Below are 23,952 nucleotides of genomic sequence, written 5' to 3'. Positions count from 1 at the left end.
CACCGTCCACTCGGGAGGAACCGATGATCGCACGCACCTGGCGCGGCTGGGCCCCCACCACGACAGCCGACGCCTACCAGCAGCACTACAACACCGACGTCGCCGAACACCTCCGCCACATCCCCGGCTTCCGCGGCGCGCGCCTCCTACGCCGCGAAGACGGCGAGGAGGTCGAGTTCACCTCGATCACCTTCTTCAACGACCTCGAAGCCATCCGCGCCTTTGCCGGAGACGACTACGAAATCGCAGTCCTCGAAGACACCGCCCGCCGAGCACTGAGCCGCTGGGACGAGCGAGTGAGCCACGCGGAGGTCGCCGTCACGCTCTAGTTCTAGGTCGGCAATGTCTCGGCTTGGGACTACGACCGCCGCGGTCTGATCCGGCTTCACACCCTGATCATCCGCGGCGGCCGTTCCTTCAGACGGCGTTGGCCGTGGTCAGCCTCAGCCGACGATCTCGGCGACGATCGGTGAGGTCTGGGTGGTGACGCCTCCACTGCTCAGGCAGGCCAGCAGGTTGAGGGGCGTGTAGGCCCAGACGATGACGACGGTGTCTCCGACGAACTCTCCGGAGCTGACGGTGCCGGTACCGGTGATCTGTTCGACGCCGGCGACCAGGGCGTCGCTCCAGGACAGGCTCAGGGTGGTGGTCTGGCCGTTGTTCCAGGTGAAGGTGTACGGGGTGCCCTGGAAGGTGCCGATGAAGTCGGTGCAGTCGGCGTAGAAGACACCAGAGGCGTAGTAGAACGAGCCGCTGGTGAGGGTGGAGTCGGTGGAGGTGCACGAGGAGTAGGTGTCGGTGCGCGGTGCGCGGTCGGGATCGCGATTGCGGCGGCGATGAGGATGGGCGCTACGACGGCGCGGGCGATGCGGCGAAGTAGGCCGGTGATGGCTCGACTCCTTTGTCGAGAGTTGGAAGGGGTTTGCCGGAGGCGGTGGCTGTCGCGGCGGCCCAGGGGAAGGGTCGACACGGCGTGACGATGCGCCGGATAGGACGACGCACTAGATAGAGGGAGGCGGGGCGTGAGCGCCGAGTCTGGCCGACCCCACCGAGGCTGTTTACGAGTCCCTACTGCAACCCCGTCCGCACCGACGTGATCCGCTGCGTGTTGAACCCCAGCCAGTGCATCCGTCCGGCGTATCGCGCGTGTTCGATCTTGATGCAGCGGTCCACGATCACGCTCAGGCCGCCGTCCTCCGCGATCTGCGTGCCCTCCGGGCTGATCACGCCGAACTGGCACCACAAGGCAGTGGCGCCGATCTCCACTGCTTCGCGGGCGATGTCCGGCACCGCGTCCGGGGCGCGGAAGACGTTGACCGTGTGGACCGGTTCCGGGATGTCGCGCAGGCTCGGGTAGCAGCGCTCGCCGAGGATCTCGGTTTCGCGGGGGTTCACCGGGATCACGCGGTAGCCGTGGCGTTTGAGGTAATAGCCGACGAAGTAGCTGGCGCGCAGCTCGTTGTTCGACAGGCCGACCACGGCGATGGTGTCCGCGGTGTTGAGCACCCGCTGGATGGTGAGCGGGTCCTGATAGCGCCGGAGGTCGATCTGGCCGGTCTCGGCAGACTCGTTGGCCTGGGTGGTCTGGCCAATCTCAGCAGTCTGGTCAGCCTGCTCGGTCACGCCGTCACCTCTTCCCTCGGCAGCGTCGCGGCGACGCGCGTGAAGGCCTGTTCCAGGTCCCAAAGCAGGTCGTCGACCGACTCCAGGCCGACGGACAAACGCACCGTGCCGGGGCGGACGCCGGCCGCGAGCAGTTCGGCGTCGGAGAGCTGGCGGTGTGTGGTGCTGGCCGGGTGGATGATCAGGCTCTTGGCGTCGCCGACGTTGGCCAGGTGCGACCAGAGGGTCACGGCGCCGATCAGGGCCTGGCCTCCGTCGCGGCCGCCCGCGCAGTCGAAGGAGAACACCGCGCCGGCGCCGCGGGGCAGGTACTTCTCCACGAGCGGGCGGAACCGGCTGTCGGGCAGGCCGGGATGGGTCACGTGCGACGCGAGGCCGTGGCCGGTGAGGAAGGCCGCGACCTGGGCCGCGTTGGTGACGTGGCGTTCCATCCGCAGCGACAGCGTCTCGACGCCTTGCAGGAACAGGAACGCGTTGAAGGGCGACATCGCCGCGCCGAGGTCGCGGAGGGTCTCGGCCCTGAGCTTCATCAGGTAGCCGTAGGCGCCGAAGGTCTCGTGGAACTTCAGGCCGTGGTACGCCGGGGACGGGTCGGCCACGACCGGGAAGCGGCCGTTGGACCAGTCGAAGGTGCCGGCCTCGACCACGACCCCGCCGATGCTGGTGCCGTGGCCGCCGAGGAACTTGGTCGCGGAGTGGACGACGATGTCGGCGCCCCACTCGATCGGCCGGCACAGGTACGGCGTGGCGAAGGTGTTGTCCACGATCAGCGGGATCCCGTGCCGGTGCGCCGTGTCGGCCAGCGCCTGGATGTCCAGCACGTTGCCCGACGGGTTGCCGATGGTCTCGCCGAAGAACGCCTTCGTGGTCGGACGGACCGCGGCCTCCCACGCCTCGGGGTCGTCGGGGTCGGCCCAGGTCAGCTCCACGTTCATCTTGCGGAACAAGTGCTTGAACTGGTTGACGGTGCCGCCGTACAGCGCCGAGGAGGACACGACGTGGTCCCCGGGTTCGAGCAGCGTGAACAGCGCGGCCGCCTGGGCCGCGATGCCGCTGGCGAACGCGACCGCGCCGCAGCCGCCCTCCAGGCTCGCCACGCGCTCCTCGAACGCCGCGACGGTCGGGTTCATGATCCGCGAGTAGGTGTTGCCGTATTCCTGGAGGTTGAAGTACGCCGCGGCGGACTCCGGGTCCTCGAACACGTAGCTGGCGGTCTGGAAGATCGGCACCGCCCGCGCGCCGGTGTTCGGGTCGGGCCGCTGCCCGGCGTGCAGTTGGCGCGTCTCGAACCCGAACTCGCGGGGCTGCTCGGTGCGCGGGCGTTCGCCGGTCATGGACTCCTCGTCGTCTGTTCGGTGGCCGGATGGGCCTCGGTGGTGCCGTCGGTCAGGACCTCGGTGGCGCTCCCAGCCAGAGCCTCAGTGGCGCTCCCGCCCAGGAACCGCCGCACGATCGGGATCTGGCGGCCCTCCTCCAGCAGGAAGCTGTCATGGCCGTACGGCGCCTCGATCAGGTGGTACTCCACGGGCTTGCCGAGCCCGTCGAGCGCCTCGGCGATCTCCTCCGAGGCGGAGGGCGGGTACAGCCAGTCCGAGCTGAACGCGATCAACAGCGTACGGGCCCGCACGCCGCTCAGGGCCCGTTCCAGCGATCCGTCGCCGTGTTGCCGGGCCAGGTCGAAGTAGGTCAGCGCGCGCGACAGGTACAGGTAGGTGTTCGCGTCGAACCGTTTGACGAACGACGAGGCCTGATGGTCCAGGTAGCTCTCGACCGCGTACTCCGGCTCGGTGAGGGTGTGCCGGATGTCGCCGCCGTTCTGGAGCCGCCGGTCGAACTTCGCCCGCAGTGCGGCGGCCGACAGGTAGGTGACGTGGCCGATCATGCGGGCCACGCCCATGCCGGCGTCCGGGGAGCGGCCGGTGCCGTGGTACCGGCCGTCCTGCCAGGCCGGATCGCCCATGATGGCGGCGCGGGCGATCGCGTTCCAGGCCAGGCCCTGCGGGTGCAGCGCGTGGGTGGAGGCGATGACGACGATCGCGTCGACCTGGTCGGGGAACAGGATCGCCCATTGCAGGGCCTGCATCCCGCCGAGCGAGCCGCCGGCCACCGCGGCCAGGCGCTCGATGCCGAGCCCGTCCAGGAACCGGCGCTGGACGCGCACCAGGTCCGCGACGGTGACCACCGGGAAGTCCGGCCCGTAGGGCCGTCCGGTCCCGGGGTCCGTCGACGACGGACCGGTGGTGCCGCGGCAGCCGCCGAGCAGGTTGGTGGACACCACGTGGTAGCGGTCGGTGTCGAAGGCCTTGCCCGGGCCGATCATCCCGTCCCACCAGCCCAGGCCGGCCCCGGCGGTGCCGTCGCGGTCCTCGGCCGCGAAGCCGTCGCGGGTGCCGGCGGCCGGGGCGGTCGCCGAGACGCCGGCGGCGTGCGCGTCGCCGCTGAGGGCGTGGCAGACCAGGATGACGTTGTCGCGCGCGGGGGACAGGCGTCCGTAGGTCTCGTAGGCGACCCGGACCTCGGAGAGTTCGCGGCCGCAGTCCAGTGGCACCGGGCCGGGCAGGTCCAGGAACCGGGTCTCGACGGTGCCCACGGAGCCGGTGCCCGAGCCAGTGTCCACCGGGTCAGTGTGCACCGAACCGGTGCCCAGGGCGCCGACGGCCGCCGCGGATTCATCCGATCCGGCGGCGTTGGGCATGAGGACTATGTTACGCCCGCGCCTCCCGCTATTGTCGAGTAAGTCGAGTAACCAAGTAGGAATGAACACCCAGCTCGCGAGGGCGGAAGGGCGGCTCGGGCCATGACCACGGTCACCAACGGAGTCAACGTGCAGGCGCTGCTGGACGCGCGGGAGGTCCTCAAGGACGCGCCCGAGGCGGCCCAGTTCACGTGGCGGGCCACCTCGACGTGGCGCGACGGCGTGCACAGCACCACGACCGTGCGGGACTTCTTCGGCCTGGGCGAGGAGCGCAGCCACAAGAACGAGTCGGTGTTCGAGGCCGACCACCCCGAGGTGTTCGCCGCCGAGGACAACGGCATCACCCCGATCGAGTACCTGCTCGTCGGCCTGGCCTCCTGCCTGACCGCCGGAGTCGCCTCGGTGGCCCAGAACCGCGGGATCCAGCTGCGCTCGGTCGCCTCGACGGTCGAGGGGCGGCACGACATCCGCGGCATCCTCGGCGCCGACAGCGACGTCCGCAACGGCTTCAACGACATCAAGGTGACCTTCACCATCGACGCCGACGCCACCCCGGAGGAGATCGAGGCGCTGGTGGCCCAGTCGCAGAAGCGCTCGGCGGTGTTCGACGCCCTGACCAACCCGACCGACGTCACCGTCGAAGTCCGCTGAGGGCCGCGCCATCGAGCACACCGACGCGGTGGTGGTCGGCGCCGGGCACGCGGGTCTGGCGGCCAGCCACTTCCTGAGCGCGCGCGGCATCGACCACCTCGTCCTGGAGCGCGGCGAGGTGGCCAACTCCTGGCGCCGCGAACGCTGGGACTCGCTGCGGCTGCTCACCCCCAACTGGCTCACCCGGCTGCCCGGCGGACACCGCTATCAGGGGCCGGATCCGGACGGCTATCTGACGGCCGGCGAGGTGGCGGACTTCATCGACGGCTTCGCCAAGGCCTCGCAGGCGCCGGTCCGGACCGGTGTGGAGGTCCTGGCGGTGCGGCCGGCCGGCGCCGGGACCGGAGCCGGAACTGAGACTGGCACCGGCACCGGCACCGGCACCGGCTCCGGCGCTAGAACCGGGACCGGCTCCGGCACCAGAATCGGTTACCGAGTGCAGACCGACCAAGGCGAGATCCACACCCGGACCGTGGTCATCGCAAGCGGCGCGTGCAACCTGCCGAGCGTGCCGGGCTTCGCCTCCGCCGTTCCGGAGTCCATAAGCCAGCTGACCCCGTTCGACTACGCCGGGCCGGACGCACTGCCGGACGGCGGCGTCCTGGTCGTGGGCGCGTCGGCGACCGGCGTGCAGCTCGCGGCGGAGATCGCGCGGAGCGGCCGGCCGGTGACGCTCTCGGTGGGCGAGCACGTACGGCTGCCGCGGACGTATCGCGGCCGGGATGTCCTGTGGTGGATGCACGCGGCCGGAGTCTGGGACCAGCGGCACGACCAGCTCGACGACCTGGAGCGGGCTCGCGGACTGCCCTCGCCGCAGCTGGCCGGGACGCCCGGACGCTCCGCCGTCGACCTCAATGCCCTGATGGCCTCGGGAGTGGAGCCGGTGGGCCGGTGGGCGGCGATCCGTGACGGCCGCGCGCTGTTCTCCGGCGGCCTGCGCAACGTGTGTTCGCTGGCCGACCTGAAAATGGCGCGGCTGCTGTCCGGGTTCGACGAATGGGCCACGGCCGGGCTGCCGGGTCTCGACCAGCCGGCCGAGGCCCTGGAACCGACCCGGGTGCCGGCCTCTCCCCGCCTCCAGCTCGACCTGCGCGGCGGCGAGATCCGGACCGTGCTGTGGGCCACCGGATTCCGGCCCGACTACCGGTGGCTGGACGTGCCGGTGGTCGACGCCAAGGGCCGCCTGCGGCACGTCGGGGGAGTGGTCGACAGCCCCGGTCTGTATGCGCTGGGACTACCCGTTCTCCGCAGGCGCAAGTCCACCTTCATCCACGGCGCCGAGGACGACGCCCGCGAAGTCGTGGACCACCTGGCGGACTACTTGGCGGGCCGGCACTGACCGTCCGCGGCCCGGTCGGTCGGGATTGGAGCAAACTCGACCGGTTCGGTGGTGTAAACGCACTGTTAGCATGCGGCTGTGCAGATCTCAGCCAAGGCGGACTATGCGGTGCGCGTGATGCTCGAACTGGCGGCCCACGGCCCGGGGCTCGTCAAGTCGGCCGTCCCCATCGAGCACCAGGACCTGCCGCGCAAGTTCGTCGAGACCATCCTGGTCGACCTGCGGCGCGCGGACCTGATCCGCAGCCACCGCGGCGCCGGCGGCGGCCACGTCCTCGCACGCCCGGCGTCGACCATCTCCATCGGGGAGATCGTGCGGGCCATAGACGGCCCGCTGGCCGAGGTGCGCGGCATGCGTCCGCACGAGGCCGAGTACGTCAACGCGGCGGAACACCTGACCGAGGTGTGGGTGGCGGCCCGGGCCGCGCTGCGCAAGATCCTCGACGAGACCAGCCTCGCGCAGGTGCTGTCCGGGAAGCTGCCGGCCCACGTGCGGCGGATGGCCGGCGGGCCGGAGGCTTGGGCTCCGCGCTGAGCCGGTTCCGGCGTCGGCACGCCGATCCGGTTCCAGCGCCTTCGCGCTAGTCCGATTCCTGCTCCGGCTCCGGCTCCTGCGCCTGCGCCTGCCCACGATCGAACTCGGCGCGCGCCGTCGCGACCGTGTCGCGGTGCCGGACCGCCCAATCGGTCAGGCCGCGCAGCGTGTCCAGCAGCTCGGTCGCCGGATCGGTGAGCGTGTACTCCACGCGCGGCGGCACGGTCGGATAGACGGTGCGGTGCAGCAGGCCGTCGCGTTCCAACTGCCGCAGCTTCAACGTGAGCACCCGGCGGCTGATGCCGCGGATGACGCGTTCGAGCTCGGAGAAGCGCACCGGGCCCTGCGCGGCAGCGGTCAGGATCCCCACCGTCCAGCGGCCCGAGATGCTGTCTATGACTTCGGAGACCGGGCACGCGACCGTGACCAGCTCTGGTACATCGATGTGACTGCGGGACAAGAATGTGCCTTCTTCCGTTCTGTTCCGACAGCGGCCCAGTATGAGGTCCGCCGCATATATCGCGGTCGCATTTTCTTGCCGAGGAGCTGACACATGAACGCGCACGCCGATACTTTGGCCGACCGTCTCGCGATCGTCGACACCGTAATCGCCTACGCCACAGCGGTCGATACCCGGGACTGGGGCAAGTTCGAAGCCTTGTTCACCCCGGACGCGGAGTGGGAGTACCGGGCCGGGGGCGAGCACCACACCGGACCGGAGCGGATCACGGCCCGGGTCCGGCCGAGCATCGAGCGGCTCGACGCCACGCAGCACCTCCTGACGAACCACGTGGTGGCCGTCGACGGCGACACGGCGACGCACACCTGCTACTACCTGGCGCAGCACCTGCGCGGCACCGGGCGGTTCCTGGCCGCCGGCCGGTACGTCGACGAACTGCGCCGCGCCGACGGCCGGTGGCTGATCGCGGGCCGGGTGCTGATCAGCACATGGGCCGAGGGCGATCCGTCGATTCTGCGGGACTGAGAAATAGCCACGCATCTCATCTCGCATCGCAGACAAGGCGATCGCCCGGAAATGGACGCCCGTGCCTTTCACCTGCATACCGCCGAATGGTCATTGACGGCCCGCGGGCCCGCTGCACAGACTGATTCCATGATCCGCCGTCCGCGGACCTGCACATCAGCCTTCTGATCCGATTCTCGCCGTCCGGCGACGGGGCGGGGGCTGCGAACCCGGAGTCGAGCATGAACCCTCAGCGACCCAGAACCCTGCGAACCGTGACCGCGGCGGCCGGCAAGCCGGGCGTGTACGAACTGGCCCTGGACCCCGGCCGGTCCACCCTGGACTCGGCGGTCCGGGTCGCCGGGCTGGCCGAGGCGGCCGGTTTCGACGCGCTGTTCGTGCCCGATCTGCTGCGCTTCGGCGCCCAGGGCACGATCGGCGCGCAGGAGCCGCTGCTCACCGTCGCCGCCCTCAGCCAGGTCACGCGGGACATCGGCCTGATCGCCACGGTCTCCACCACCTTCCACCATCCGTTCAACCTGGCCCGGATGTTCGGGACGCTGGACCACATCAGCAACGGCCGGGCCGCGTGGAACCTGGTGACCTCCGCGATCGGTGAGGAGAACTTCTCCGCCGACCCGCTGCCCGACCCCGAGGAGCGCTACGCCCGCGCGGCGGAGACGCTCGACGTCGTGCACGCGCTCTGGGACAGCTGGCAGCCCGGCGCGCTGACCCTGGACCCCGACGGCCGCGCGGTGGTCGACGGCTCCCGCGTCCGGCCGATCGACCACGCCGGCCGCTACTTCACCGTCGCGGGACCGCTCAACATCCCGCCGCTGCCGCAGCGCCGGCCGGTGCTGATCCAGGCCGGCCAGTCCGACGCGGGGATCGAACTCGGCGCGGCCTATGCCGAGATCGTGTTCACCTCGCTGCCCACCTTGGACATAGCCCGCGAGCACACCGCACGCATCCGGGCGCGCGCGGCGGAGCTCGGCCGGGCCGAGGGACTGCCGCTGATCTTCAGCTCCTTCCACGCGACGTTCGGCGCGACCGAGGAGGAAGCCCGCCGCCGGGTGCAAGAGCGCATCGACGCGATCGACTACGAGCGCGGCCGCGCGGCGGTCGAGGACATGCTCGGCGGAGGGGTGGACCTGTCGGGGCAGCCGCTGGACAAGCCGCTGCCGGAGAGCCTGCTGCCGCGCGTGGAGTCCGTCCACCGGCGGCGGGGGCGCGTCGACGTCTTCTCCCGGCGCGCCCGGGACGGGCTGACGCTGCGGCAGCTGATCGTCGAGGCGCAGGACACGGGCCACTGGAGTGCCGCGGGTACGCCCGAGCAGCTGGCCGACGCTGTCGAGGAGCGCTTCCGGGCCGGGGTACTGGACGTGATCTCGGTGCACGGGCTCGACGATCCCCAGGAGCACGACTTCATCGTCAACGGTCTGCTGGCGGAGCTGCGGCGGCGCGGGATCGTGGCCCCGGCGGCGTACGAGGGCGGCACGTTGCGGGAGAACCTCGGGCTGGAACTGCCGCGGGTCGCGGTGCCGGTTCCGGCCTGAGCCGGATCGGCCTGAACAGGCTGAACAGCACACAACGAACAGCACAAGCTTGAAGCGGAAAAGCTGGCGGCGCCGCCCCTCTGTTTTGGGGGACGGCGCCTTCGGCCTTCTCTCTGCGCGACAGGAACTCAGGCGCCGACGCCGAACCCCAGCACCGTCTTGCCCGACCGCGTCCCGGCCTCGAAATCCCGGTGCACCTCGGCGACGTCGGCGACGTCGGTCACCGGCACGACGGTCGGCGGCGTGTACGGGAGTTCACCGGAGGCCAGCGCGGCCAGCGCGGTGGCCAGATGGGCCCCGATCGTGGCCGGCGACCGGCGCGCGACGTCGCCGATGTTGAACCCGGCGATCGTCCGCGTGTTCTTCCACAGCGTGAAGAGGTCCTCGCTCCAGTCGCCGTGCAGACCCTGGTCACCGAACATCACGACCCGGCCGAACGGAGCCAGCAGCTCCAGGCTGGCCTTGCGGACCGGTCCGCCGATCGGGTCGAGCACCAGGTCGACCCCGCGTCCGGCGGTCGCGGAGCGGATCTCGTCGGCGAAGTCGTGGCGCGAGAACAGCGCGTCGTAGCCGTCCGGCTGCTTGGTGGCCGAACCGACGGTGCCGAGCACCTTCCCCGCCCCCAGCAGGCGCGCGATGCGCGCCGTGGCGGTCCCGACGCCGCCGGAGGCCGAGTGGATCAGCACCGTGTCGCCGGCGCGCAGCCGACCGACGTCGGACAGTAGCCCGTAGGCAGTCGGGTAGACACACGGCACGCCGGCGGCGACCTCCAGCGGCAGGGTGCCGACCGGCCGGACGAAGTCGGGGGAGGCGACGGCGAATTCGGCGTACCCGCCGAAGCCCGGCAGGTAGGCCGCGACCTCCTGGCCCACGCTCAGACCGCCCGCGTTGCCCCCGTTTTCCCCGCTGGCCCCGCTGGCCCCGCTGTATCGGTTACCTCCGTCGCCCCCGCTGTCCCGGTCGCCCCCGTCGCCCACCGCGACGATCCGGCCCGAGACCTCCAGCCCTGGCACGTCGTACCCGCCGGCCCCCTCCGGCGCCCCGAACTCCCCCCGCCGATGCTGCACCTCGGCGAAGTTGACGCCCGCGAAGGCGACCTTGATCAGCACCTGCCCGGCGTCCGGCGCCGGAACCGGGAGCTTGATCTCTTCAAAGACCTCAGGACCGCCGTTGTTCCGAAACGCATAAGCGCGCATATTCGACGGCAGATTACCCATGAACAACCTTCCTTGTTGCCGTCGCCCGGGCCTGAGCCCGGGCGCGTTCCCCATTCGGCGCCGGGCCGTACCCGTTCAGCGCAGGGCCGTACCCGGCCACAACGGCTCAGCCGCCGCCTCCTCGGCGGCCCGCAGCACCCGCAGGACGTTGCGGCTGGTCAACGCCTCCAGGTCGGTCCGGGACCAGCCGCGCGCCGCCAGCTCCCGCAGCAGCACCGGATACCCGGCCACGTCCGCGAGCTCGGCCGGCAGACGGTCGACGCCGTCGTAGTCCCCGCCGATCCCGACGTGCTCCACCCCGGCCACGTCGCGGGCGTGCTCGACGTGGTCCGCCACCTCCGCCACGCTGACCTCGGGCCGCGGATTCCGCTCCAGCCACTCCGCCACCCGCGGGTCCGGCGGCGCGCCGGACTCCGCCGCCCGCTCCTTGGCGACCGACGCCGGGTCCTCGCCCGGCCGCGGCGTCCGCGGCCACGACCACGTCTCCCGCCCCAGCCCGAGCCGCTCGCGCTCGGCCGCGAGCTCCGCCGACCACTCGGCGACCGCCGCCGAGATGAACGCCGGAACGAACGTGAGCTGGATGACGCCGCCGTTGTCGCGCAGCCGCTCCAGCACCCGGTCCCCGACGTTGCGCGGATGGTCGTTGAGCGCCCGGGCGCTGGAATGGCTGAAGATCACCGGCGCGGTGCTCGCCGCCAGCGCCGCGAGCTGGGTGCTCTCGGCGGTGTGCGAGAGGTCCACCAGGACCCCGATCCGGTTGAGCTCGGCGACGATCGCCAGTCCGGTGTCGTCCAGGCCGCCGACGCGGGGGGCGTCGGTCGCCGAGTCGGCCCAGGCGGTGTTGTCGTTGTGGGTGAGCGTGACGTACCGGACGCCCAGCCGGGCGAACGCCCGCAGCACGCCCGCCGAACCGGCCAGGCTGTGGCCGCCCTCGATACCGATCAGGGAGGCGATCCGGCCCTGCGCGAACGCGTTCTCCACGTCGTCGGCGGTGTAGGCGATCTGCAACTCGTCCGGATAGCGCGCGACCAGCCGGTACACGATGTCGATCTGCTCCAGCGTCGCCACCGCCGCCTCCGGCTCCGGCAGGCTCGACGCCACGTACACCGACCAGAACTGCGCGCCCACCCGGCCCGCGCGCAGCCGCGGCAGGTCGGTGTGCAGATCGGCCCGGCCCAGGTCCAGGCCCTCCACGCTGGAACCGGAGCCGGCCCGCAGCGCCACCGGGAGATCGTTGTGGCCGTCGAACACGGGACTGGTCTTCAGCACCAGGTCCACCACGTCGTAAGTGTTCATGTCCATTCCTCCGTTCCTTGATCAGTGTGCTGCGGTCGGGGCCTCTATGCGAACCCGGTCCGCCGGCCCGTCCTCGCGCAGCCGCCGCGACTGCCGCACCGGATCGGCGACCGGCAGCGCGGCCACCAGCCGCCGCGTGTACTCCTCGCGCGGCGCGCCCAGGACCGCGGCGGTGTCGCCGGACTCGACGATCCGCCCCCGGTGCAGCACCGCGACCCGGTCGGCGACCTGCTCGACCACCGCCAGGTCGTGGCTGATGAACAGGGCTGCGAACCCCAGCTCCCGGCGCAGCGCGGCGAACAGCTCCAGCACCCCGGCCTGGACCGAGACGTCCAGCGCCGACGTCGGCTCGTCCGCGATCAGCAGCCGCGGCCGCAGCGCCAGCGCCCGGGCCAGGCTGGCCCGCTGGCGCTCGCCGCCGCTGAGCTCGTGCGGATAGCGGTCGCCGTGGCCGCGCGGCAGCCGGACCGCGTCCAGCAGCGCCTCGACCTCGGCCCGGATCGCGCGCCGCCCGAGCTCGGGACGGTGCACCGCCAGCGGCTCCCCGACGCTGTCGGCAATGGTGAGCTGGGGGTTGAAGCTGGTCGCCGGGTCCTGGAAGACGAAGCCGAGATTCCCGGCCCGGCTGCCGGCCGTCGCGCGGCGGCCGGTGCGGTTCCGTCGGCCGCGCGCGGACAGCGGCTCGCCCAGCACGTCGAGCGTTCCGGCGGTCACCCCGGTCAGGCCCGCGACCGCGCGACCGACCGTGGTCTTGCCCGAGCCGCTCTCGCCGACCAGGCCCAGGACCTCGCCGGGCGCGATCTCGAAGTCGACGCCGTCGACGGCGCGGAAGGACCGGCTGCCCAGGCGACCGGGGTATTCGACGACGAGGCCCGCCGCGCGGACTACCGGTTCGGTGGGTGAGTCCGGCTGGGGTTCGGGACGGGGAACCAGGTTCGCGACCCGGATTACGGATTCGTTCGGTGAGTCCGGCTGGGGTTCGCGCCTCGCCTTCGGCGCCGAAGTCGCCTCCCGCGTCTCCTCCGTGCGCCCGAACACCGGCACGGCGGCCAGCAGCTCCCGCGTATAAGGGTGCGTGGGCGCCGCGAACAGCGTTGTGACCGGCGCCTGCTCCACGACGCGACCGTCGCGCATCACCGCCACCCGGTCCGCCAGATCGGCGACCACTCCCATGTTGTGCGTGATCAGCAGGACGGCCGTGCCGAGGTCGGTCCGGCAGCGGTGCAGCAGCTCCAGGATCTCCGCCTGCACCGTGACGTCCAGGGCGGTCGTGGGCTCGTCGGCCACGAGCAGCCGCGTCCCCAGGGCCAGCGCCATCGCGATGACAGCACGCTGCTTCTGCCCGCCGGAGAGCTGGTGCGGGTAGTGGTTCACCCGGACGGCCGGCTCCTGGATGCCGACGCGGTCCAGCAGGTCGACGGCCAGGGCCCGGCGCTCGGCGCGGGTGCCCCGGCCGTGCGCCCGCAGCCCTTCGGCGAGCTGCCAGCCGATGGTGAACACCGGGTTCAGCGCCGTGGACGGCTCCTGGAAGACCATCGCGGCCCGGGTGCCGCGCAGGGCCCGCAGGCGGGAGGGCGAGGCGGTGAGCACGTCCTCGTCCGGCGGCGCGTCGCCGTCGCCGAGCAGCACCCGGCCGCGCGCCGTCGCGGTGCCGGGCAGCAGCCCCAGGACCGACTTGGCGGTCACGGTCTTCCCGCTGCCGCTCTCCCCGACCAGGGCCAGCACCTCGCCGGGCGCCACCGACAGGCTGACACCCCGCACAGCCGGCGCCGCGCCCGCGTCGGTGCTGAAGGAGACATGCAGGTCTTCGATCCGCAGCAGATCAGGCATCTTGCCCACCCTCCTCCACGAGGTCCGGACCCGAGCCGGAATCAGCACCAGGATCAGCACCAGGATCAGTACCGGAACCAGCACCGGAACCCGCGCCCGCCGCCGCCGGACGCCGCCGCAACCGCGGATCGGCCAGATCGGTCAGGCTCTCGCCCAGCAGCGTGGTCCCCAGCACGGTGAGCACGATCGCCAAGCCCGGCGGCACGGCGGTCCACCAGATGCCCGAAGTGACGTCGGCCACCGAGCGGTTGAGGTCGTAGCCCCACTCGGCGGCCGCGTTGGGCTCGACGCCGAAGCCCAGGAACCCGAGCCCGGCGAGGGTGAGGATGGCCTCGGAGGCGTTGAGCGTGAGGATCAGCGGCAGCGTCCGCACCGAGTTGCGCAGCACGTGCCGGGTCATGATCCGCCACGGACCGGTGCCGATCACCCGCGCCGCCTCGACGAAGGGCTCTGCCTTCACCCGGACGGCCTCGGCGCGCACCACCCGGAAGTACTGCGGCACGAACGCCACGGCCACCGCGCAGGCCGCCGCGCCGAGCCCGCCGACCAGGCTGGACTGCCCGCCGCTGATGACGATCGACATGATGATGGCCAGCAGCAGCGAGGGGAACGCGTACATCGCGTCCGCCACGCCGACCAGGACCCGGTCCAGCGCGCCGCCGAGATACCCGGAGACCAGCCCGAGCAGGACACCCGCGACCGCGGACAGCGCGAGCGCCGCGACGATGATCGCGATCGCCGTGCGCGTGCCCCAGATGACGCGGGACAGCACGTCGTACCCGGCGATCGTGGTGCCGAGCAGGTGGGCCCGGCTGGGATGCTGCTGGGAGCCGAACAGCACGTCTCCGCTGTGCATCTGGGCGTGTCCGTAGGGGGCCAGGAGCGGGGCGAACACCGCGGTGAGCAGGAACAACCCGGTGAGGACCGCGCCGGTGAGGAGCATCGCGCGTTGCAGGCCGGTGCCGCGGGCCAGCCGGGCCGGTCGGGTCGGTCGGGTCGGTCGGGCTGGTCGGCCTGGCAGACCCGGCCGGGCCGACCGACCCGCCAGCGTCCACCGGCGCCGTGGCTCCGGACGGACCGGCGGCGTGGGGCGGATCAGGACCTCGTCCATGCTCAGTACCTCACTCGCGGGTCGATCACGGCCGCGACGGCGTCGACCAGGAAGTTGGTCACGGCGACGACGATCGCGAACAAGGCCACGATCCCCTGCACCGCCGGGAAGTCCCGCGCCGACAGATAGTGCGCGAGCTCGTAGCCCAGCCCCTTCCACTCGAAGGTGGTCTCGGTCAGCACCGCTCCGCCGAGCAGCCCGGCGACCTGCAGGCCCAGGACCGTCACCACCGGGATCAGGGCGGGCCGGGTGGCGTGCCGCGTGACCAGCCGGAACCGGCTGACCCCCCGGGAACGCGCCGACTCCACGTAGTCCGCGGACAGCGTCCCGATCAGGTTGGTCCGCACCAGCCGCATCAGGACGCCGGCGACCAGCAGCCCGAGCGTGAGGCCGGGCAGCACGGCGTGTTCGAGCACGTCGACGATCGCCGCGCCGTCGCCGCTGCGCAGCGCGTCGACCAGGTACAGGCCGGTGGTGCTGCTCTGGTTCCGGAGTTCGAGTTGCACGTCGATGCTGGCCCGGCCCGAAGCCGGCAGCCAACCCAGCCAGACCGAGAAGACCAGCTTGAACAGCAGCCCCAGGAAGAAGACCGGCGTGGCGTAGTTGAAGATCGCCAACAGCCGCAGCGCGACGTCGGGCGCCCGGTCCCGATAGACCGCCGCCACCATGCCGAGCGGCACGCCGACGGCCACGGCGACCAGCAGCGCGTACCCGGCCAGCTCGGCCGTCGCCGCGCCGTAGGTCCGCAGCACCGTGGAGACGGCCTGGTCGTCCGTGGCGGTCCGGCCGAAGTCGCCGGTCGCCAGCCCGCGCAGGTACTCCAGGTACTGAGTGAGCAGCGGCCGGTCGTATCCGGCCTGGTGCAGTTTGACCTGGAGCTGCGCGGGGGTCAGCCGGTCACCGAAGGCGATGGTGATCGGGTCGCCGGTCGCGCGCATCAGGAAGAAGACGACGCTGACCAGTGCCAGGACCGTGGGGATGATGAGCAGGAAGCGGATCGCCAGGTAGCGGGCGAACCCGAGGTCCCGGGTGCCGCCGGCCGGACCGACGGCACCCGGGAGGTCCTGGATCAGGACACTCATTGCTTGGACAGCTCCGCCCAGCGGAACTGGTAGGCGCCGTCGAGCGTGGCCGGGACGCCGGTGACGCTGTCGCGGGTGACGATCGCCGTGGAGCCCTGGAGCAGCGGGATCAGGGGCACGTCCGCGGCCACCTTGTCCTGCACCTGCTGGATGAGCGCGGTGCGCTTGGCGGCGTCGGGCTCGGTCTCCTCCTGGGTGATCAGCGCCTGGACCGTCGGGTCGGTGTAGTTGTTGGCGACCCAGCTGCTGGGCGAGTAGAAGGAGGCCAGGTAGTCGTCCGCGTCCAGGTAGTCGGCGTACCAGCCGAGCTGGTAGACCGGGTACTGGTCGGCGACGCGGTCCTTGCCGTACTGGGTCCACGCCGTGGACTGGAGGTTCACCGTGAACAGGCCGGTGGCCTCCAGCTGGGTCTTGATCAGCGCGTATTCGTCCGCTGACGACGAGCCGTAGTGGTCGGTGTTGTACTGGAGGTTCAGGACCACCGGGGTGGGCACGCCGGCCTGCGTCAGCAGCGCGGCGGCCGCCGCCTTGTCCGGACCGCCCTTCTTGTCGCCGTACAGGGCCTTGAGCGACGGGGTGGCGCCGGTGATGCCGTCGGGGACGGAGGAGTACAGCGGCGTGAGCGTCCCCTTGTACACCTGCGTCGCGAGCTGCGCGCGGTCCACCGAGTCGGCCACCGCCTGCCGCACGGCCAGCGCCTTGGCCGCGTCGGGCTGCTTGGTGGCGCTGCCGAAGGGCTGGGTCTTGAGGTCGAAGACTATGTAGCGGATGCCGTTGCCCGACCCGGTGTGGACGGCCACGCCCTTCTTCGTGCGCAGGTCCTCCAGGTCGGCGACGGTCAGCGTGCGGTAGACCGCGTCGATCGTGCCCTGCTGGACGTCGAGCTTGAGGTTGCTGGCGTCGGTGTAGTACTTCAGGTCGACGTCCTTCACCTTCGGCGTGCCGAGCAGGCCCTGGTAGGCGGGGTTCGCGGTGAAGGAGACGAGCGAGTTCTTGTCGTAGGTGCCGACCGCGTACGGTCCGTCCCACGGCTTGCCGGCGATGATCGCGGCGTCGTCGAGGACCTTGTCGGCCGGGAACACCTGCTCGTCGACGACGAAGCCGGCGCCGGTGGACAGCACGCGCGGGAACAGCGCGTCGTTGGCCGACTTCAGGGTGAACACGACGGTCAGCGGGTCCGGCGCGGCGACCGAGGCCAGGTCGTAGAGCAGGGACGAAGGACCGTTCTTGTCGGCGATCTTCAGCTGGCGGTCGAAGCTGAACTTGACGTCGGAGGAGGTGAGGTCGTGCCCGTTCGCGAACTTCAGACCGGGCTTGAGGGTGACGGTGTACTCCTTCGGGCCGGTCAGCTTGATCCCGGCGGCGAGATCCGGCGCCACGTCCGAGGTCCCGCGCGGGGTGTTCAGCAGCGGCGAGTACACCTCGATCTCGATCGTGCCGGAGCCGGCGTCCCAGGACCCCGCCGGATCGAGGCTGGTGACCTGGTCGGTCGTGCCGATGATCAGCGGACGGGCTCCGGCGCCGCCGCTGCTGCTGCCGGCGGCGGCCGAGCCGGCGGGGGAGCGGGTGCTGGTGCACGCGGTCACGGCGGCAAGGGACAGTGCGGCGAGGGAGGCGGCGGCAACGGCGGTGCGGGGCGGTTTGAGGCGTGACACGGCTGGGTCTGCTTTCGGTCATTGGTCATGGGCGGTGGGGCGCGCCGTATAAGGGCACGGGGCGCCTGGAGGAGTGGTGATGGGTACGGCGATCGTGCGTACAGCGATTACGCGTACAGCGACGGACGCGCTCTACCGGCGGTACGGCGAGAACACGGTTACTGACATCGCGCGCTGGACACCAGCAGCAGGTCGATGTGCAGGCGGCGGACCAGAACGCGCGCGGCGTCGACGGGGCTGTGTGCTGCCCCGCCGCTGACCGCCACGACGTCGTTCAAGGTGTCCTCGTCCTCGCTCTGATGCGCGGTGGGGCACCCCGTCCGCGTGTCATAAGGTAACCGCTCCAGGTTAACCGCACAATCCCCATAAGATTCATAGTGATTGCAGGTTGAGACGGCCCTTGGCGAGGGGGTCAGGGTTCGTTGTCGGTTGTCAGGGCGCCTTGACGCCCACCAGCTTCACCAGGAACCGGTCCACCTGGTCCTCCAGCGGCGGCCACGGCAGATCCGGCTGGTTGACGCGGATCGAGACCGCGCCGTGCACCGCCGCGCGCAGGTCCAGCGCCACGACGGCGGCGTCGTCCGCCGGGGCGAGGCCGGCGTCCATGCAGCGCTGGACGGCGGCTCGCGAGAGCCTGCCGAACTCCTCCTTGAAGGCCATCGCGGCGCGGCGGTTCAGCGTGCTCTCGTGCATGACCTTGTACAGGCCGGGGTGGTCGTGGGCCCACCGGCCCAGCACCAGGGTGCGTTCGCGGAGCTGGGCGACGGGATTCCCGGCGGCGGCCTGCTCGACGACGTCGATGGCGGCGACCAGACCGTGGTGGCAGTGCTCAAGAGCGGCCAGGACCAGGGCGTCGCGGTCGGCGAAGTGCAGGTAGACCGACGTGGCGGCGATCCCGATGTCGCGGGCGACGGCGCGCAGGGACAGGGCCTGGTCGTCGGCGAGCTCGTCCAGGAGGCGGCAGGCGGAGTCGACGATCTCCTCGCGGAGGCGTTCGCCCTGGCCGCGGCGATTGCGGCCGCGGGGCTCGGCCTGGGGGGCGGGCGTCGCGGACATGCGGTCATTGTAGACCCGCGCGCGTAGCGCTACAGTCATAGCGCTACAGGTGTTCAGTTATGGCGGCCGGGCTTGGGGGTCCGTGTCGCTCTGCTCCTCGTTTGCCTTTTCCTGGTCAGGAGTCTCTTGATGACGTCCGATTCGATAAGGTCCGCGCTGCCGCGGGAATCAGGGTCCGTGATTGATGGCGCGGCTTGGGCCCCGGTTCCGGTTCCGGCAGTTCCGATACCTGGTTCGACCTCTGCTTCGACCCTTGCTTCGGCACCTGCTCCGACCCCTGATCCCCGCCGCTGGTGGACGCTCGCCGCCGTGGCCACGGCCCAGCTCATGGTGGGTCTGGACCTGACGATCATGAATATCGCGCTGCCTTCGGCGCAGCGTTCTTTGCACATGTCCGATCCCACCCGCCAGTGGGTGATCACTGCGTTCGCCCTCTGCTATGGCAGTCTGCTGCTTCTCGGCGGGCGGTTGTCCAACCTGCTCGGGCGTCGCAATGCCCTGTTGATCGGCACCATCGGTTTCGCTGTGGCCTCGGCGGTCGGCGGAGCGGCGCCCAATTCCGGGACCCTGCTCGGGGCCCGGGCGTTGCAGGGCGTCTTCGGGGCGCTGATGACGCCGTCGGTTCTTGCTTCCCTGGCCGCCGCGTTTCCGACGCCAGCCGAGCGGGGCAAGGCGTTCGGCGTCTATGGCACGGTGATGGGGAGCTCCTCCGGGCTGGGCGTGATGCTCGGAGGCGTCCTGACCGAGTATCTGAACTGGCGCTGGTGCATGTTCGTGAACCTGCCGATCGCGGCGCTGGCGGGAGCCGGGGTGCTCTACGCCGTCCGGACCGCGCCGCGCGTGCCGGGGACGCGGGTCGACGTGGTCGGGGCGGTGCTGGCCACCGCGGGCATGGCGGCTGTCGTGCTCGGCTTCTCGCGGGCGGAGGTCGACGGCTGGGGCGCCGCCGTCACCGTCGGGTCCTTGGTCGGCGGAGCGGTTCTGCTCGCGGTGTTCCTGCTGGTGCAACGCCGAGTCGCGGCGCCGCTGCTTCCGTTGCGGATTCTGCGGGATCGGCGCCGCGCGGCCTCGTATGTCTCGGTACTGAGTCTGGCCGTCGGGATGTTCGCGACGTTGTTCTTCCTGACGTTCTACCTTCAGGACGTGCTGCGGTACTCCCCGGTCAAGGCGGGCATGGCCTTCCTCCCGCTGACCGCCGGGCTGATGGCCGGCGTGCGCACCGTCAGCAAGCTCCTGGCGCGGACACCGGTCCGCGTGCTGCTGGGGCCCGGGCTGCTGACGCTGGCCGTCGGCGTGGGGCTGCTGGGCCTGCTGCACGTCGACAGCGGGTACTGGACGCGGGTCTTCCCGGTGTTCCTGCTCGTCGGCCTCGGCACCGGTTGGGTGCTGATCACGGCCAACAGCACCGCGACGCTCAATGCCGGTGCCGACAGCGCCACGGCTGGTGCGCTGGTGATGACATCTCAGCAGATTGGCGCTTCGCTCGGCACGGCGCTTCTCAGCACTGTCGCTGGAACCGCGGCTGCGAGCTATCACCGTTCGCATCATGCTGCGACGGCTGCGATGGCGACTGTGCACGGGCTGAACGTCGCCAGTATCGGGGCTGCCGGAGGACTCGTGGTGGCGGCGCTGGGAGTGATGGTGCTGGCGGGACAGTAATTGTGAAGGCTGACAAGCCCCGAAGTCGCTCTTGCGGCCTTCGGGGCTTGTCCCAGTAGTCTGACTCGCTCTACATGCGTCTCAGCAGTCTGTGAGCGTCACCAGCCCACGCCGCCTCCGGTGCAGTAGACGGGATGGAAGTAGCCGGATCCGAGTTGTTCCAGGAACCACACCTGGCCGCTCCCGGGCCGGTAGATCCCCAGGTGGTCCGGGGAGCCGGTGCGCTTGAAGTCGTAGCCGAAGATGACGTCGGCGCCGGAGTGCAGGTCCCAGCCGGCGATGCCGTTGCCGGGGGCGCCCTCGAAGTAGACGGCCTTGAAGCCGCCCTTGCCGTCGTGCTCGTTCTGGAGGATCGCGACCGCGCCCTGGCCTGGACGGTACACGACCAGGTCGGTGGCGTGGCCGCTGTCGCTGTAGTCGAACGGCGCGATGCTGTCCGAGCTGGTCACACCGTAGCCGGCGACGCTGCTCAGGCTGGCCACCACGGTGAAGCGGCTCGCTCCTGCGGACGGTCCCTTGTTGGCCAGGATGGTGAACGTGTTCTGGCCCCAGCACAGCAGGTGCTGGGCGTGTCCGGTGCCGGTGTAGTCGTAGGGGATGACGCGGCCGAGCTGCGGGACGTTCGGCAGGCCGCTGTGGCTGCGGTTGGCGTCGGTGAAGCCGCCGGCACCCTGGCGCTTCAGGAACCCGATCTCGGCTGTGCCGCTGCGGTAGGCGATGAGGTGGTTCTCGGCGCCGGTGAGGTCGTAGTCGTAGGCGGTCAGGTAGTCGCTGCCCGACTTCAGGTCGAAGTCGGCGATGCCGGTGCTGGACTGGAACACCGGCGTGTAGGTGCCGTCGTGGTTGTTCTGCATCACCCAGCAGATGCCGCCGACGCGCCAGGCGACCAGGTCCGTGGTCTTGCCGCTGCTCGCGGCGTCGAACGGCACGACCCGGTCGTCGCCGCCGCCCCGCAGGTCGTAGCTGCCGCCGCCGCGGACCGGGATGCCGGTCGGGCCGGACATCCGGGGGTGGAACAGTCCGCCGCCGGCGTTCTCCAGGACCCAGAACTGGCCGTTGCCGCTGTCGGTGCTGCTGCGGCGGCAGACGATGTGGTCGGCGTTGCCGGTGGCGCGGTAGTCGTAGGGGAACAGCACGTCCAGCGACGAGGCGTCGTCGTAGTGGCGGACGCCGTCGCCGACGCCGCCGGGCGCCGACCAGAACTTGACGCCGTAGTCGGCGGTGGGGCGGGCGGCGCGGTTGCCGATGGCCGCGAACATCCTGGACCCGGGGCGGTAGACGGCGAAGTGGTCCCGGCTGCCGGTGCTCTGGAAGTCGAAGGAGACGACCTGGTCCGGCAGGGAGGTGGCGTAGGTGTCCAGGCAGTCCAGCCAGGCCCGGCCGCCGGACTGCGGGGTGAAGGAGGAGGCCGCCGGGTTCGCCTTGACCGCCTGGAGGTAGGGCTGGCCGGTCCAGCGGTAGCACAGCAGGCTGTCGAGGTGGCCGCTGCCGGTGGCGTCGAAGGGGACGACGCGGTCGGAGACGTCGGTGAGCGGGAACGCGCCGGGGACGCCGGCGGTGGACTTGACCACGGTGACGAAGGCCGTGCCGGTCCACTTGAAGACGGCGAAGCGGCCGGTGCCGGGCCGGTAGCAGACGAGGTGGTCCCGATGGCCGGTGCCCTGGTAGTCCAGCGTGAAGGCCATGTCGCGGGAATCGGAGAAGTCGAAGTCGGGCGAGACGCCGCCGGTCTCGACGTGGAAGGCGGAGTTCCACGTCCGGTCGTTCCAGCCGGTGGCGGGATGGCGCAGCACCGCCACCTTGCCGGTGCCGGGGCGGTAGCAGAACAGCGTCGCGGCGGTCGAGGACCCGTCGCCGGGCGAGTACAGGCTCTCGATGCGGTCGGCGTTGCTGGCCAGGTCGTAGCCGCCGAGTCCGGTGGTGCTGTTCTGGTTCAGCCAGAAGAGGCCGTCGCTGGCCTGGGAGCCCAGGATCCACACGGTGCCGGTGCCGGGGCGGTAGAGGAGGATGAAGAACATCGCGCCGCCGGTCTGCAACGGGACGATCAGGTCGCGCGCGTCGGCGAGGTCGTAGCCGCCGACCCCGTTGAAGGACTGGTAGACGCTCTCGAACCGGCCGCCGACGCTGCGCATGACCCAGAACACGCGGCCGCCGGGCCGATAGCAGATCAGATGGTCGGCGTGGCCGGTGCCGAGGTAGTCGATGGGCAGGATCTTGTCGTCGCCGGAGGCGAGGTCGTAGCCGACGGGGCCGGGCGACTCCACCAGCTTGTTGCGCTGGTAGATCGCCTCGATGTAGCCGCCGGTGTCGTTGGGGAAGTCGCCGCAGATGGTGCCGACGGTCCGCTGGTTCTCGTTCGCGGTGACCGCCACCTCCTGGACGGCGCCGAGCGCGATCTGGTTGTAGCCGATGCTCACCGGCCACGGTTCGAGCAGATCGCCGAGCGCGAAGGCCCGCGAGGAGGGAACCCCGTCCGCACGCCCGGTACCGGTCTTGTACCACTGGTGCGCGTCGGAGTTGAAGGCCGCACCGCGGATGGTGTTCACGATGTTGTTGGCCTCGACCGCGCGATCCGAGCCGCCGTACTTGTCGTCGTAGGTGCCCTGGTAGTGGAAGGTGACCAGGGAGCCGGGACCGTGGCTGGACAGCCCGAAGTCGGCCAGCGCGGGATCGGCGAGGAACGACGTGTTCTGGGTGCTGCCGCACTGATCGGTGAGGAACCCGGTGAGATCGATACCGGTGACCTTGGCCGTGCTGCTGAACGAGTTGTTGGCGATGACGGCCTTGCCCCGCACCATGCCGAGCGTGGGCACCGTACTCCGCGCGGCGAAGAAGCGATTCGCGGCCGTGCCGGCGTCGGTGTACAAACCACCGTTCGCGACGAGGTAGTTGTACAGGACGACGTCCCACTTGGTGCCATCGGGCGCGTCACCATTGTTGGTGACCTCCAGCACGACGCACTCACTGGGATGCACCGTCAGGAAACTGATGACGGGCGCCAACACGGCGGACCGGAACTCCGTGTTCGGAATCTCCGGCCCATGCACCCCGACTAACTCAGAACTCGAAGTGGCCTTGAGCCGCAGATCGAACCACCGAATACCAGCGTTCAACTGTGCCGCGACATCCCACCCCGAGTCCTGATCCTGAGCGACAGGGGTGGCATTGTAGGTGAGCGAGTCGTGCGTCCCGGGAATCGAGAGCTGCGAGAGATGAAGCTTGCCGTCGACTTCCCGCATCCAGGAGGTGGGCCACATGATGGATTCCTTTCGCTGACCGGAATCCGCCCTGCCGCAGGCAGGGGGGTGTGTTCGGCGGCGGCGGGGAGTGCCGCACAGGCGCCAGTCTGGTGCGCGGGGGGTGGGTGTCAACGGGGATGAGGGGTTAGCGCGGCGACGTGGCATCACCTCTTGACGATGGGGGTGGTGATGGGCGGCAGGGTTATCAGAGTGCTGAATCAGTGGATAGACTCGCAAACCGGTTGGGGGCGGCGGTACGGCCGTCAGTCGTGATGAGGCTATCCCTGGGGGAACGATGGCGCGTCCGTCTGGTTGGGGCATTCTGGGGTTGGATGGGGATCCGACTCCGGGTGTGGTGGAGTCGGTGCAGGCGTTGGCCAAGGAGTTCGGGGATTTCGCTCATGATGTGGAGTCGGCGTATCGGAATTTGAGCAGCTTTGGTGGT

20 protein-coding genes are annotated in these 23,952 nt (G+C 70.7%); 8 read left to right on the top strand and 12 right to left on the bottom strand.

What is annotated here, in order from left to right; all coding sequences use genetic code 11:
- The first annotated feature begins 23 nt into the window (after positions 1-23).
- A complete protein-coding gene (locus ABD481_RS37825) occupies positions 24-329 on the top strand; it encodes an antibiotic biosynthesis monooxygenase family protein (RefSeq protein WP_344670685.1) in 306 nt (101 codons plus the stop codon).
- Positions 330-540: 211 nt separating this feature from the next.
- Positions 541-723 (top strand): hypothetical protein, encoded by a 183-nt coding sequence (locus ABD481_RS37820; protein ID WP_344670684.1) that lies wholly within the window; start codon positions 541-543, stop codon positions 721-723.
- Positions 724-1,068: 345 nt separating this feature from the next.
- Here the strand turns inward: ABD481_RS37820 and ABD481_RS37815 are convergent, their stop codons facing one another.
- From ABD481_RS37815 to metX, 3 genes are all read right to left on the bottom strand, one after another.
- Positions 1,069-1,548, bottom strand: a complete 480-nt coding sequence (locus ABD481_RS37815) for a CoA-binding protein (RefSeq protein WP_344670717.1) — start codon at positions 1,546-1,548, stop codon at positions 1,069-1,071.
- A 71-nt stretch (positions 1,549-1,619) separates the two neighbouring features.
- Positions 1,620-2,957: an O-acetylhomoserine aminocarboxypropyltransferase/cysteine synthase family protein gene (locus tag ABD481_RS37810; RefSeq protein ID WP_344670683.1), complete on the bottom strand. Its 1,338-nt coding sequence runs from the start codon at positions 2,955-2,957 to the stop codon at positions 1,620-1,622.
- On the bottom strand, positions 2,954-4,318 hold the full coding sequence (gene metX, locus ABD481_RS37805; protein ID WP_344670682.1) for a homoserine O-acetyltransferase MetX: 1,365 nt from the start codon (positions 4,316-4,318) through the stop codon (positions 2,954-2,956). Before metX ends, ABD481_RS37810 begins: the two co-directional genes overlap by 4 nt.
- A 102-nt stretch (positions 4,319-4,420) precedes the next feature.
- On the opposite strand from metX, the gene ABD481_RS37800 reads away from it, so the two are divergent.
- From ABD481_RS37800 to ABD481_RS37790, 3 genes are all read left to right on the top strand, one after another.
- The gene (locus tag ABD481_RS37800; protein WP_344670681.1) at positions 4,421-4,969 is read left to right on the top strand and encodes an OsmC family protein; all 549 of its coding nucleotides are present in this window, start codon (positions 4,421-4,423) and stop codon (positions 4,967-4,969) included.
- 28 nt (positions 4,970-4,997) lie between these two features.
- Entirely contained in the window at positions 4,998-6,308 is a 1,311-nt protein-coding gene (locus ABD481_RS37795) for an NAD(P)-binding domain-containing protein (RefSeq protein ID WP_344670680.1), read from the top strand.
- A gap of 78 nt (positions 6,309-6,386) precedes the next feature.
- Complete coding sequence (locus ABD481_RS37790) at positions 6,387-6,842, top strand: RrF2 family transcriptional regulator (protein WP_344670679.1); 456 nt, start codon at positions 6,387-6,389, stop codon at positions 6,840-6,842.
- 46 nt (positions 6,843-6,888) lie between these two features.
- On the opposite strand, the gene ABD481_RS37785 is transcribed toward ABD481_RS37790, so the two are convergent.
- Positions 6,889-7,302: a winged helix-turn-helix transcriptional regulator gene (locus ABD481_RS37785; protein ID WP_344670678.1), complete on the bottom strand. Its 414-nt coding sequence runs from the start codon at positions 7,300-7,302 to the stop codon at positions 6,889-6,891.
- 93 nt (positions 7,303-7,395) lie between these two features.
- Here ABD481_RS37785 and ABD481_RS37780 point away from each other — a divergent pair, with 93 nt between their 5' ends.
- Positions 7,396-7,827, top strand: a complete 432-nt coding sequence (locus ABD481_RS37780) for a nuclear transport factor 2 family protein (RefSeq protein WP_344670677.1) — start codon at positions 7,396-7,398, stop codon at positions 7,825-7,827.
- A 221-nt stretch (positions 7,828-8,048) separates the two neighbouring features.
- Positions 8,049-9,362, top strand: a complete 1,314-nt coding sequence (locus ABD481_RS37775; RefSeq protein WP_344670676.1) for an NtaA/DmoA family FMN-dependent monooxygenase — start codon at positions 8,049-8,051, stop codon at positions 9,360-9,362.
- Between the two features lie 128 nt (positions 9,363-9,490).
- Here ABD481_RS37775 and ABD481_RS37770 read toward each other — a convergent pair whose 3' ends face one another.
- From ABD481_RS37770 to ABD481_RS37740, 7 genes are all read right to left on the bottom strand, one after another.
- Positions 9,491-10,579: a quinone oxidoreductase family protein gene (locus ABD481_RS37770; protein ID WP_344670675.1), complete on the bottom strand. Its 1,089-nt coding sequence runs from the start codon at positions 10,577-10,579 to the stop codon at positions 9,491-9,493.
- Positions 10,580-10,654: 75 nt separating this feature from the next.
- A complete protein-coding gene (locus ABD481_RS37765; RefSeq protein WP_425559387.1) occupies positions 10,655-11,881 on the bottom strand; it encodes a dipeptidase in 1,227 nt (408 codons plus the stop codon).
- A 15-nt stretch (positions 11,882-11,896) separates the two neighbouring features.
- Positions 11,897-13,705 (bottom strand): dipeptide ABC transporter ATP-binding protein, encoded by a 1,809-nt coding sequence (locus ABD481_RS37760; RefSeq protein WP_344670674.1) that lies wholly within the window; start codon positions 13,703-13,705, stop codon positions 11,897-11,899.
- Positions 13,698-14,816: an ABC transporter permease gene (locus ABD481_RS37755; protein WP_344670673.1), complete on the bottom strand. Its 1,119-nt coding sequence runs from the start codon at positions 14,814-14,816 to the stop codon at positions 13,698-13,700. Before ABD481_RS37755 ends, ABD481_RS37760 begins: the two co-directional genes overlap by 8 nt.
- Positions 14,817-14,818: 2 nt before the next feature.
- Positions 14,819-15,898 (bottom strand): ABC transporter permease, encoded by a 1,080-nt coding sequence (locus ABD481_RS37750; protein WP_344670672.1) that lies wholly within the window; start codon positions 15,896-15,898, stop codon positions 14,819-14,821.
- Positions 15,895-17,553 (bottom strand): ABC transporter substrate-binding protein, encoded by a 1,659-nt coding sequence (locus ABD481_RS37745; RefSeq protein WP_344670671.1) that lies wholly within the window; start codon positions 17,551-17,553, stop codon positions 15,895-15,897. Before ABD481_RS37745 ends, ABD481_RS37750 begins: the two co-directional genes overlap by 4 nt.
- Before the next feature lie 432 nt (positions 17,554-17,985).
- On the bottom strand, positions 17,986-18,609 hold the full coding sequence (locus ABD481_RS37740) for a TetR/AcrR family transcriptional regulator (RefSeq protein WP_344670670.1): 624 nt from the start codon (positions 18,607-18,609) through the stop codon (positions 17,986-17,988).
- Positions 18,610-18,918: 309 nt separating this feature from the next.
- On the opposite strand from ABD481_RS37740, the gene ABD481_RS37735 reads away from it, so the two are divergent.
- Positions 18,919-20,268, top strand: a complete 1,350-nt coding sequence (locus tag ABD481_RS37735; RefSeq protein WP_344670669.1) for an MFS transporter — start codon at positions 18,919-18,921, stop codon at positions 20,266-20,268.
- A 98-nt stretch (positions 20,269-20,366) separates the two neighbouring features.
- Here the strand turns inward: ABD481_RS37735 and ABD481_RS37730 are convergent, their stop codons facing one another.
- Positions 20,367-23,243: a PI-PLC domain-containing protein gene (locus tag ABD481_RS37730; protein ID WP_344670668.1), complete on the bottom strand. Its 2,877-nt coding sequence runs from the start codon at positions 23,241-23,243 to the stop codon at positions 20,367-20,369.
- Positions 23,244-23,952 lie beyond the last annotated feature (709 nt).

Source organism: Catenulispora yoronensis (assembly GCF_039531695.1).
Lineage (GTDB): Bacteria > Actinomycetota > Actinomycetes > Streptomycetales > Catenulisporaceae > Catenulispora > Catenulispora yoronensis.
The sequence above is the reverse complement of the archived record's forward strand: the minus strand, read 5'-3'. Positions and strand labels throughout refer to the sequence as shown.

What these genes read in the sequence shown, in the direction of transcription:
- ABD481_RS37810 (WP_344670683.1), bottom strand. Translation starts at nt 2,957, where the DNA reads ATGACCGGCGAACGCCCGCGCACCGAGCAGCCCCGCGAGTTCGGGTTC.
- metX (WP_344670682.1), bottom strand. Translation starts at nt 4,318, where the DNA reads ATGCCCAACGCCGCCGGATCGGATGAATCCGCGGCGGCCGTCGGCGCC.
- ABD481_RS37760 (WP_344670674.1), bottom strand. Translation starts at nt 13,705, where the DNA reads ATGCCTGATCTGCTGCGGATCGAAGACCTGCATGTCTCCTTCAGCACC.
- ABD481_RS37765 (WP_425559387.1), bottom strand. Translation starts at nt 11,881, where the DNA reads ATGGACATGAACACTTACGACGTGGTGGACCTGGTGCTGAAGACCAGT.
- ABD481_RS37775 (WP_344670676.1), top strand. Translation starts at nt 8,049, where the DNA reads ATGAACCCTCAGCGACCCAGAACCCTGCGAACCGTGACCGCGGCGGCC.
- ABD481_RS37770 (WP_344670675.1), bottom strand. Translation starts at nt 10,579, where the DNA reads ATGGGTAATCTGCCGTCGAATATGCGCGCTTATGCGTTTCGGAACAAC.
- ABD481_RS37800 (WP_344670681.1), top strand. Translation starts at nt 4,421, where the DNA reads ATGACCACGGTCACCAACGGAGTCAACGTGCAGGCGCTGCTGGACGCG.
- ABD481_RS37740 (WP_344670670.1), bottom strand. Translation starts at nt 18,609, where the DNA reads ATGTCCGCGACGCCCGCCCCCCAGGCCGAGCCCCGCGGCCGCAATCGC.
- ABD481_RS37780 (WP_344670677.1), top strand. Translation starts at nt 7,396, where the DNA reads ATGAACGCGCACGCCGATACTTTGGCCGACCGTCTCGCGATCGTCGAC.
- ABD481_RS37825 (WP_344670685.1), top strand. Translation starts at nt 24, where the DNA reads ATGATCGCACGCACCTGGCGCGGCTGGGCCCCCACCACGACAGCCGAC.
- ABD481_RS37750 (WP_344670672.1), bottom strand. Translation starts at nt 15,898, where the DNA reads ATGAGTGTCCTGATCCAGGACCTCCCGGGTGCCGTCGGTCCGGCCGGC.
- ABD481_RS37820 (WP_344670684.1), top strand. Translation starts at nt 541, where the DNA reads ATGACGACGGTGTCTCCGACGAACTCTCCGGAGCTGACGGTGCCGGTA.
- ABD481_RS37755 (WP_344670673.1), bottom strand. Translation starts at nt 14,816, where the DNA reads ATGGACGAGGTCCTGATCCGCCCCACGCCGCCGGTCCGTCCGGAGCCA.